Source organism: Halomonas sp., from assembly GCF_014859505.1.
In the GTDB taxonomy this organism is placed as follows: Bacteria; Pseudomonadota; Gammaproteobacteria; order Pseudomonadales; family Halomonadaceae; genus Halomonas.
Genome location: NZ_JACUUD010000109.1, coordinates 1 through 9,092 on the forward strand (window position 1 = coordinate 1; position 9,092 = coordinate 9,092).

Below are 9,092 nucleotides of genomic sequence, written 5' to 3' on the forward strand. Positions count from 1 at the left end.
GGTGTCGCCAACCTGGGCGGAGTGGAGGGTATAGGTAGTCATGCCCAATCCTCCGAATGCAGGCACTCGGCGGTGAGGAGTGCGACATTCACCAGGCGGCGGCGGCCTACCTTGATGAAGGGAAGGTTGCCTTGCTGAATCTGGCCCCGGACGGTGTCAACGGTGAGGCCTGAAAGCTCGGAGAACCGCTCGAGGGTCATGACGGGCACGATGGCCGGGACCTGGGGCGCGTTGCTCGTTTCCATATGGCACCTGCTGGGTTTGGCTGGCTGGTGTAGACTGATCATGTGTGCTTAGCTGTGGTGGTGTGAGCACAAGTGATCAGTAGTCATATGTGAGTATAGTCATGAATGATCAGGCGTCAAGCTCATTCGGTGAGAAAATCCGCGAGATTCGAGAGGCGGAGGGAATGGGGCGCCAGGAGTTCAGTGACGTGACCGGAATACCGAAGAACACTCTGATAAGGCTGGAGCAGGGGAAGAACGAGCCGTCTGCGAAGGTGCTGTCACAGGTTTGCAAGGAATTCGGGAAGTACACGGTTTGGCTGATGGCGGACCAGGTGAACGAAGAAGCCGGGCAGATAAGCCCGGGGATTGAGAAGGCGCGGAAGACGCTCAAGCGGACAGGGACGGATACCGACTAGCCAGGAAGGCAGCGGCCAGGTGGTACCAGGGTGGCAGGCTCCAGGAGTGAGGGAGGGTCAGCGATGGGCATTCAGGATAGGGACTACTACTGGGAAGACAGGGATCGTAGGGATAAAAAATTCAGCAAGAAGGAAACGTACTACAGGCCCAAGGAGTTCAGAGGCGGAAGGGGGGCAAAGGTAGAAGGAAGCCCACCAGACGACTGGACGAAGGAACAGAAGGCAGCGTTCAGGCGTCAGGTGTATGCCAGGCCGGAGAGACGAGGGCTGATAAAGGGAATGATCCTGGGGGCCGCAGGGGGCGGGTTCGTGACCTTCTGGGTGATGCTGGCAATCCTGCACCTGGATGCCGAGGTGGTAGGGGCTCCATACCGAGCATTGGGTAGTGCCATGCGAGCGATGGGACTGCTGTAGGGTGTCAACGAAGCGTCGACAGCGTTGAGCAGAAACGGGCTAGAGTGGACTGGCCGATGGTCGAAAAAGAGCCAGTTATGGCGGTTCCAGCCATACCAGGCAGGCCGGAAAGGGCCTTGTAATCAGTAGGTCCCGGGTTCGACTCCTGGTGCCGGCACCATCTCAAACAGTGCGAAATCAGCGGCTTACGAACGAGTTGCGGAATTCCCGTGCGGGTATGGTTCTAGCCAGCTTCGTGAAATAGAGACAGATCATCAGCCTCACACTTGTTTCCATCTGGAACCGAGGTGAGGTTATGCGCGTTGTTTCTGTTATTTCGACCAAGGGCGGGGTCGGCAAGACTACCGTCACAGCCAATCTGGGCGGCCTCCTGGCCGATGCGGGCCTCAGGGTCCTGTTCATCGACCTGGATAGCCAGCCGACGCTCTCCAGCTACTACCCCCTTCGCATCGAAGCCCCCGGCGGCACCTATGAGCTGATCGCACTCAGCGATACGGCGCCTGATCGCGTCATATCGCAGACGGCCCATCCCAACCTGGATGTGGTGATCTCCAATGATCACGCCGGCCAGCTCCCTCAGCTGCTGCTCAATGCCCCGGATGGTCGCTTCCGGCTCGCCCAGCTGCTCTCCAGCCTGTCAGGCTATGATCTCGTCCTGATCGACACCCAGGGGGCGCGCTCCATCACCCTGGAGATGGCGGTCCTGGCCTCCGATCACGCTCTCTCTCCCATCACCCCCGAGCTACTCTCCGCCCGTGAGTTCGTGCGCGGCACAGTTGGCCTGCTGCGCGATCTCGAGGCGCTCAGCCAGTTCACCCACCTCTCCGTTCCCCCCGTTTCCGTACTCGTGAATCGCCTGGATGAAACCGCCGATGCGCGGGGCATCCACCAGACGCTGGCAGAGATGTTCGCCGCCGGCGAGCAGGGCGTCACCGTCATGCAGAGCACCATCCGCGCTGGTGTCGCCTTCCGACAGGCGGCCAGCGCCGGGCTGCCGGCTCACCAGTTCGAGCCGCGCAAGCCCGCCGGCCGCAAGTCGCCTTCTGCTGCCGACCAGGTCAAGGCGATGGCCTGTGAGCTCAACCCCGACTGGCAGCCGCTGATCGACGCCATGGTCAGCACCACCGCCATGCAGGGAGGCTGCCACGATGAGTGCCATTGAGAATCTGGTCGAGCTCCGGGTGGCCGAGGAGAGCCCCGCCGCCGGCTATCTGCCTCCCCATAGCCTGGAATCGGAACAGTCGGTGCTGGGCGGTCTCTTGCTGGATAACGCCATGTGGGACGAAGTTGCCGATCGCCTGGCGCCGGCGATGTTCTACCAGCAGACCCACCGCCTGGTGTTCCAGGCGATCCAGGGGCTGGCCGAGCGTGACCAGCCGATGGATGTGGTGACCGTCTCCGAAGCACTGGAAGAGACGCGGCAGCTTGAGCAGGTGGGAGGGCTCGCCTTCCTGGCAGAGCTGGCTCGCAACACCCCCAGCGCGGCCAATGTGGCGGCCTATGCCGAGATCGTGCGGGACCGCCATGCGCTGCGGCAGCTGATCCACACCTGCTTCACGCTGAACCAGCAGGCCCTGAATGCCCAGGGTCGCTCGGCCGCCGAGCTGATCGAGGAGGCCGAGCAGAAGCTCTTCGCCCTGACGGAGGAACGCCATGATCGGCTGAGCTCCATGAAGGAGATGCTGGGGGAGGCCATCAACGTCATCGATCAGGCCTTCAATGCGCAGGGCGGGGTGACGGGGATCCCGAGTGGACTGAGTGAACTAGACGCCATGACCGCGGGCTGGCAGCCCGGGGATCTCATCATCCTGGCCGGCCGTCCCTCCATGGGCAAGACCGCCATGGGGCTCGGCTTTGCGGAGCATGCGCTGACGGCAGAGGAGGTTGCCGGCCCGGTCTTTATCTTCTCCCTGGAGATGCCCGAGTCGCAGCTGATGCTGCGGCTGATCGCCAGCCTGGGCAATGTCTCCCTGCAGAAGCTGCGCACCGGAAAGATGGAAGACGAGGATTGGCCCAAGGTAACCGCCGCGGTCAGTCGACTCACCGAGCTGGACGGGAAACTGCTGATCGATGATGCCTCCGGCATCACCGCCTCCAGCCTGAAGGCCCGCGCTCGCCGCATGACGCGGCGCTTCGGGCGCCCCTCCATGATCCTGGTGGACTACCTGCAGCTGCTTCAGGAGCCGGGCAGCGAAAACCGCACCCTCGAGGTGGGTAAGGTCAGCCGCATCCTCAAGGAAACCGCCAAGGAGCTGCGCGCTCCGGTGATTGCGCTGTCGCAGCTCAACCGCTCCCTGGAGACCCGCCCCAACAAGCGCCCCTGCATGGCCGATCTGCGCGACAGCGGCGCGCTGGAGCAGGACGCCGACGTCATCGCCTTCATCTACCGCGACGAGGTGTATCACCCCGACAACGAAGAGAGCCACGGCCTGGCCGAGCTGATTCTGGGCAAGCAGCGCAATGGGCCCACCGGCACCGTGCACCTGGCGTTCCAGGGAGAGTCGGCGCGCTTCAAGCCGTTGGCCTGGCAGCATCAGGAGGTGACCCCATGAATCGGTATCGTGTGCGCACACCCGAACCCCGTTCCCGTCTTTCACAGGCGTTGGCTCAGGTCATGAACGAGACTCGCCAGCGTCAGCTTGAGGCTGAGAAGGAAGGGCTCCCAGCCCTTGAGCATTTAATCCGCGTGGCCCAGGGCCACAGTGGCCAGTCCCGTCACCTGCGCCGCCTCCTTCTCGCGCTCTACAACGGCGACAGCTGGCCCTTCGAGATGCAGCGGCTGCGCGGGCTCGATCCTGACTTGCAGGAGAGTGCCCTCGCGGTGATCCAGATGGCCGCCTATAGCGGCCACGAGATCCACACCTTCATCGAGGGCGGTGACGCCTTGTTGACACGCTTCTGGGAGATCGAGGAGGCCAACGATGAGTAAGTCACTGTCGGCAGCACGAGGGTCCAAGGGGATGCAGCGCCTGGTGCGCTATGCCGCCACCCGGGGGTGGGAGGTGCAGCGTACCAGCGGCGGGCATCTGCGGTTCAGCAAGCCGGGCTGTGCGCCGGTCTTCACCTCCTTCACCACCAAGGACCGTCGCGCTGAGCTGAATGCACGCTCCCAGCTGCGCCGGGCGGAGTGGCAGCAGAGGTGCCGCCATGACGAGTGATGCCTCCGTCATCAGCACCCAGGTGCCGCATGGCGGCGCCGCCTCAGCCAGCTTCGTCACCGAGGAATACCGCCGATGAAACGCCCAACCGACCAGCAGCTTCGCGAGCGCCTGATGCAACCCGGCCCCAAGCGTCAGGGGCAGCCCGTGGATGCCGTGACTCCACCCGACCAGGAGATGGCCGTCTGGGTCACGCTGGACATGCTCAAGCCCTATGAGCACAACCCCCGGCAGGTCCAGAACCCCAAGTATGAGGAGATCAAGGCCTCGATCCGTGCCGCGGGTCTCAAGCATAAGCCTCCGGTCACCCAGCGGCCGGGGGAGAAGCACTACACCATCTGCGACGGTGGCAATACCCGCCTGCAGATCCTGCGCGAGCTCTATGAAGAGACCGGTGAGTCGCGTTTCCACGCCTTCTATGCCCTGTACCGACCCTGGCAGTCGGAAGTGAAGATGCTGACGGGGCACCTCAGCGAGAACGACAACCGCGGCCAGCTGCTGTGGATCGAGCGTGCCAAGGGCGTGGTAGACGCCAAGGCGATGTATGAGGAGGAGAGCGGCAACACGCTCTCGCAGCGTGAGCTGATCAAGTGCCTGGCCGAGGACGGCTACCAGGTCGCCCAGAGCCATATCAGCAAGATGCTCTACACCGTCGAGCACCTGCTGCCCACCCTGCCCAACACCCTCTACAGCGGCCTGGGGCGGCCACAGGTCGAGAAGCTGATCAGCTACCGGGAAGCCTGCCGGCTGATCTGGGCGCGCTGCACCGAGGAGGTCTCACCCGAGGGCTTTGCCGAGGCCTGGCACCAGACCATGGCCTGGTTCGATGACGAGGGCCAGACGGAGATGAACTGGAGCATGGTGGTGGACCGGCTGTGCGGCATGCTGTCGGACCACACCGGCGTGCATTTCAACGTCTGCGAGCTGACCCTCGATAACATCGTCACCTACCGCAAGCGGCGCTGGGACCTGGAAGAGCATCAGGCCTTCGAGGCCCTGGACGTTGAGCTGCAGCAGATGCGCGACCCTGACGCCCAGCCGCCTTCGGTATATCCACCGCTGCCCGAGAGCGCTACCGAGCCTGCCGTGGGCAGTACGCCGAAGGCGCAAACGTCAGAGCCTGAGCCCCAAGCTGAGCAGCTGCCATCGCCTCGGACCCTCAGCAGAGACACGCCTGCCGATGACGAGAGAGCAGAGAGCACCGAACTGCTTCGGCTGCGTGAGCAGGTTGCTGCGCTGGAGCGCGAAAAGCAGCGGCTGAGTGAATCACCGGCTCCCATGGTGCCTGGTTTCAGCGAGTCTATGTCGGAGGCTAGTCCTGCACCCGTGGCAGCGTCCGCAGAGGAGGAGGCCGATTGGCCTGAGGGTGCGGCGCGATCTCAGGCCGAACGGGCCGCCCGCCTTGAGGGGCTGACCCAGTCCCGCTGGGAAGAGAGCCCGGGGAAGCGCGGCTACCGTCACCATCTGGCCAGCGAGCTCGGCGTGCCCAGCTTCGACTTCGAGCAGCTGGCCCCCCTGGCGGCACCGGTGCTCTCCGGTGAGACCACCCCGCCCATTGCCGACGTCTGGTTTATCGAAGGGGTCGAGGATGAGCCTCGCTCACTGCGTATTCGTATCCGTGAACTGGTGCAGGTTATCGCCCGCTGGGGCGGCTTCGGCGGCAGCGACGTGGTGATCGCCGATGACGACGGTATCGGTTTCGATCTCAACCCGCTGCCGGATGCTGCCGACCGCCGTGCCCGCTTCGCCTGGCAGGCGCTGGCCAGCCTGCGTGGCGAGCTCAATCCCGAGTACCCCGCCGACGCTACTCTGTGGGGATCGCTGCTGGGCACCCATCGGGAAGAGGGCGCCGAGAGCGCCTGGGACGATGCGGTACTGCTTCGTTTCTTCCGTCTGGTGCGGCTGATTCGCCGCCTTCGTGAACACCTGCAGGGACAACAGGAGGCCCAGTCATGAGCTCTTCATCCGCCAACCTGAACCAGGCGCTGCTCAGCCAGGTCATGGGGTTTCTTCGGGAGGGCAATATGCGCCGGGCGCTGGCCCTCGGCTTCAGCGAGGATGAACTGCGCACCCTGCGGCGGCTGAGAGCGAGCGATATCGACTCGCTGGCCAGTGCAGGGCCGGTGGTAGCGCGCTTCTCGGTGGACCACGCCGCACTGCGCGGCGTTCTGGCGCGCATCGATCGTGACCAGGACCGTGAGACCCTCATTGATCGCTGCCTGAGGCTGGGGGCCAGCGTCAGCATGATGGGCGCCTTCTTCGGCCTGACCGGCAACGACTGCTCGACGCGTCGCCAGCTACTGGGCATTGCGCCGCGCCAGGGCCGGCTGGCGATGCCATCGGAGCAGGTAGAGCACGATGCCTGGGAGCGCTGGCAACATATCGCCCTGGACCCCAAGGCGACCGACGACCTGCAGGGCATGGTCACCCTTGCCGAGGAAACCGATATTCCGCTGGCGGTGGTGTGGCACCTGATCAAGCAGTGGGGGGATCCCGGCCAGCCGCGCACGGCGCCTCCAGCCGAAGAGTGGATGTCTCCTGAAGGAGGGCGGTGATGGTCCATCTGCGGAACGCCACTCGGAAGGGGCTGGATCGATTGATCGGCCAGGCGGCTTCAGAGATGACCCAGCGCCGGGGCGAGCCCCCGGCGCCTGCCGTTGAGAACGGCGAGTCCGGGCGGATGGGAGAGCCAGCGTCCTCAGGTATTGATGGCCTGCTGTTTTTCGGGAATCCCCATGAGACCGTGCCGCGGTCGCTGCTGCTGGATCCGCGCCTCGGGCACGTCGACAAGCTTGGCTGGCAGATGATGCGGATGCTGGTCAATCCGGACCGAACCACCGCGGTGCCGACCTACGACGAGCTGCAGCCCTTGCTGCGGGGAGCTCCGGGCCAGAAGGCGTCGAGGGCCACGGTCGCCCGCGTTATTGCTGTGCTTCGCCTGACCCGATGGGTCAGTCTCGGTCACCGGGCGCGTAACGCGCAGAACGGCCGCATCATCGGCAACGTCTACATCCTCCACGACGAGCCGCTTTCGCCCGCGGAAGCTTCAGTGCTGGACGCCGACTATGTGGAGTATGTGTGTCGCTGCGTGGATCACCAGAACAAGGTGGTCAAGGCCGTCGCTGCCATGGTGCTCGCGGAGCTCCAGGAAGCCGGGGCCCTGCATGAGCTGCCGACGCGTCTCGATACCATGACCTCCCGGGCCAGGAGGGCTCAGCTCAGGTCGCCTGCCAGGGATGACGCCGCCCAGTTCTCCGCCGTGACTGAGCAGAAGAACCGGGGCAAAAACCAGGGCAGGCTGCCGAGTTCTCAGCGAGAACCCGGCCGAGCAATGCGAAAGAACTCCCCTGGTTTCGAGCGAGAACCAAGTCTCGAATCAAGAGCTTATCGGGCTGTCGGGGCAGTTCTCGATGAAAACTCTGGCAGTTCTTCCCGTACAGTACGTACTTCACACTGTGTAAAACCTACAGGTACGTCAGCCGTGAGCCTGCACTGGCCGGCATGTCTCTCGATGGATGAGAGCGAACGCCAGGCGACTCAGCTGCTGATGGCGGATCTGGCCGGCGACACCCAGCAGGCGATTCTCGATGAGGCGGCAGGGCGCATGAGCGGTGGCTCGGTGCGAAACCCCAAGGGCTTCCTGCGGGGGCTGATCAAGCGAGCCATCGGCGGCGAGTTCGTGGCGACCGGCTATGCCCAGACCCAGGCGGAGCGCCGGGCGGGGAGGGTGCAACAGGGGGCTCTCACCGCCACCAAGCGGCCGGCAGCTCGTAGCGTGCCACCGTCCTGCCCCCAGACAGCGGAGCCGTCGAGTGCCAAGCCGAGTACCACCTCGCCTGAGGAGGCCCAAGCAGCCCGAGAACAGTGCCTTCGCTCGCTGGGGTTATGGCCATCGGTCGGGAAAAACCCACTCAGCAGCCATTAACGATTCCCCTGTCTCCCCCACATCAACTGATTGACAGTGCCTTCCATACCGCGGACACACATCAGCATGAGGGCAACGCGACATGGCCGTTGATCGCCTGGGAGCACTGCGCAGCAAGATCGAGCTGACGCTACATACCCATCACGCAGCACGGATCTGGAAGGGGCGAGGCGTAGAGACAGGACGCCCACAAATTATCGGCATGCGGCAGTTTCTGCTGATCTGCGGTGCGATCAAGCAGAACGCTGCCAAGGACGACCCCTACGCGGATCACTGGCTGTTGCAGCTGGATGCCAAGCTCGCCGAAACGCGAGCTCAGTTGGACCAGCGCCTCCAGGAGCTGGATAGCCTGATGGCTCAGCTGCCGCCAGAGCTGGATGTGGAAGAGAACCTCAACCAGCAGCCCCTCAAGATTCCCGTCTATACCGGCGGTCAGCACGGCTGGCTCGCCCTGCGCCTGCTGATCGACTTCGACCGCTTCGTCAGGCGCGTCATGCTCGCCCACCATATCGCCCTGATTGGCCGGCGACAGATGGAGGAGTATGTCCGGGTGGGCGGTCACCTCCTGCGAAGCCTATGCGCGAGTACCCAGAAATACCCCGGCTTCAGTGGCGCCATCCGGGACGACTTCGCCGCCAACAATGCCAAGGCGCGAGACGCCATCGAGAAGTTCGGCGCACTGCCTGACGACGTGCTCTCCGGCAAGCGGCGCAGCGAGTTTGCACCGCCGATTGCCAAGCCGGCGGAGGCCGGGAGGGCCGGCAGCGAAGGCGAGTCGAAAGGAGACTCACCGCCTTCCGCGGGGGAGCAGGGGTGCGCTACCTCGACGTGATTCCACTGGAATCACCTGGGCGGCGGTGCCGAGGAGGGCTCCGAGGGTGATTCCACTGGAATCACCTGGGCGGCGGTGCCGAGGAGGGCTCCGGGGGTGATTCCACTGGAATCACTTGGG

11 protein-coding genes are annotated in these 9,092 nt (G+C 64.2%); 10 read left to right on the forward strand and 1 reads right to left on the reverse strand.

Going from position 1 to position 9,092, the window contains the following annotated elements:
• Nucleotides 1-38: 38 nt before the first annotated feature.
• Entirely contained in the window at nt 39-245 is a 207-nt protein-coding gene (locus IBX53_RS12690) for a DNA-binding protein (protein ID WP_240407705.1), read from the reverse strand.
• 101 nt (nt 246-346) lie between these two features.
• Between IBX53_RS12690 and IBX53_RS12695 the strand changes: the two genes are divergently transcribed.
• The 10 genes from IBX53_RS12695 (at nt 347) to IBX53_RS12740 (ending at nt 8,972) form a co-directional block, all read left to right on the forward strand.
• Nucleotides 347-643, forward strand: coding sequence for a helix-turn-helix transcriptional regulator (locus tag IBX53_RS12695; RefSeq protein ID WP_290909812.1), 297 nt, complete (start codon nt 347-349; stop codon nt 641-643).
• 63 nt (nt 644-706) lie between these two features.
• Nucleotides 707-1,057, forward strand: coding sequence for a hypothetical protein (locus IBX53_RS12700; protein ID WP_290909813.1), 351 nt, complete (start codon nt 707-709; stop codon nt 1,055-1,057).
• Nucleotides 1,058-1,352: 295 nt separating this feature from the next.
• The gene (locus IBX53_RS12705; protein WP_290909814.1) at nt 1,353-2,219 is read left to right on the forward strand and encodes a ParA family protein; all 867 of its coding nucleotides are present in this window, start codon (nt 1,353-1,355) and stop codon (nt 2,217-2,219) included.
• Complete coding sequence (gene dnaB / locus IBX53_RS12710) at nt 2,206-3,609, forward strand: replicative DNA helicase (protein WP_290909815.1); 1,404 nt, start codon at nt 2,206-2,208, stop codon at nt 3,607-3,609. Before IBX53_RS12705 ends, dnaB begins: the two co-directional genes overlap by 14 nt.
• Nucleotides 3,606-3,986 carry a hypothetical protein gene (locus IBX53_RS12715; RefSeq protein WP_290909816.1) on the forward strand — a complete coding sequence of 127 codons (381 nt, stop codon included), beginning with the start codon at nt 3,606-3,608 and terminating at the stop codon, nt 3,984-3,986. Before dnaB ends, IBX53_RS12715 begins: the two co-directional genes overlap by 4 nt.
• Entirely contained in the window at nt 3,979-4,215 is a 237-nt protein-coding gene (locus IBX53_RS12720; RefSeq protein WP_290909817.1) for a type II toxin-antitoxin system HicA family toxin, read from the forward strand. Before IBX53_RS12715 ends, IBX53_RS12720 begins: the two co-directional genes overlap by 8 nt.
• A 75-nt stretch (nt 4,216-4,290) precedes the next feature.
• Entirely contained in the window at nt 4,291-6,171 is a 1,881-nt protein-coding gene (locus tag IBX53_RS12725; protein WP_290909818.1) for a ParB family protein, read from the forward strand.
• On the forward strand, nt 6,168-6,770 hold the full coding sequence (locus tag IBX53_RS12730; protein WP_290909819.1) for a DUF2857 domain-containing protein: 603 nt from the start codon (nt 6,168-6,170) through the stop codon (nt 6,768-6,770). The genes IBX53_RS12725 and IBX53_RS12730 overlap by 4 nt, the downstream gene beginning before the upstream one ends.
• Nucleotides 6,770-8,140, forward strand: a complete 1,371-nt coding sequence (locus tag IBX53_RS12735) for an STY4528 family pathogenicity island replication protein (protein ID WP_290909820.1) — start codon at nt 6,770-6,772, stop codon at nt 8,138-8,140. The genes IBX53_RS12730 and IBX53_RS12735 overlap by 1 nt, the downstream gene beginning before the upstream one ends.
• A gap of 82 nt (nt 8,141-8,222) precedes the next feature.
• Nucleotides 8,223-8,972, forward strand: coding sequence for a PFL_4669 family integrating conjugative element protein (locus IBX53_RS12740; protein WP_290909821.1), 750 nt, complete (start codon nt 8,223-8,225; stop codon nt 8,970-8,972).
• Nucleotides 8,973-9,092: the final 120 nt, after the last annotated feature.

Coding starts and splice junctions, on each gene's coding strand:
- IBX53_RS12705 (WP_290909814.1), top strand. CDS start 1,353: ATGCGCGTTGTTTCTGTTATTTCGACCAAGGGCGGGGTCGGCAAGACT.
- IBX53_RS12720 (WP_290909817.1), top strand. CDS start 3,979: ATGAGTAAGTCACTGTCGGCAGCACGAGGGTCCAAGGGGATGCAGCGC.
- IBX53_RS12695 (WP_290909812.1), top strand. CDS start 347: ATGAATGATCAGGCGTCAAGCTCATTCGGTGAGAAAATCCGCGAGATT.
- IBX53_RS12735 (WP_290909820.1), top strand. CDS start 6,770: ATGGTCCATCTGCGGAACGCCACTCGGAAGGGGCTGGATCGATTGATC.
- IBX53_RS12700 (WP_290909813.1), top strand. CDS start 707: ATGGGCATTCAGGATAGGGACTACTACTGGGAAGACAGGGATCGTAGG.
- IBX53_RS12740 (WP_290909821.1), top strand. CDS start 8,223: ATGGCCGTTGATCGCCTGGGAGCACTGCGCAGCAAGATCGAGCTGACG.
- IBX53_RS12690 (WP_240407705.1), bottom strand. CDS start 245: ATGGAAACGAGCAACGCGCCCCAGGTCCCGGCCATCGTGCCCGTCATG.
- IBX53_RS12725 (WP_290909818.1), top strand. CDS start 4,291: ATGAAACGCCCAACCGACCAGCAGCTTCGCGAGCGCCTGATGCAACCC.
- IBX53_RS12715 (WP_290909816.1), top strand. CDS start 3,606: ATGAATCGGTATCGTGTGCGCACACCCGAACCCCGTTCCCGTCTTTCA.
- dnaB (WP_290909815.1), top strand. CDS start 2,206: ATGAGTGCCATTGAGAATCTGGTCGAGCTCCGGGTGGCCGAGGAGAGC.
- IBX53_RS12730 (WP_290909819.1), top strand. CDS start 6,168: ATGAGCTCTTCATCCGCCAACCTGAACCAGGCGCTGCTCAGCCAGGTC.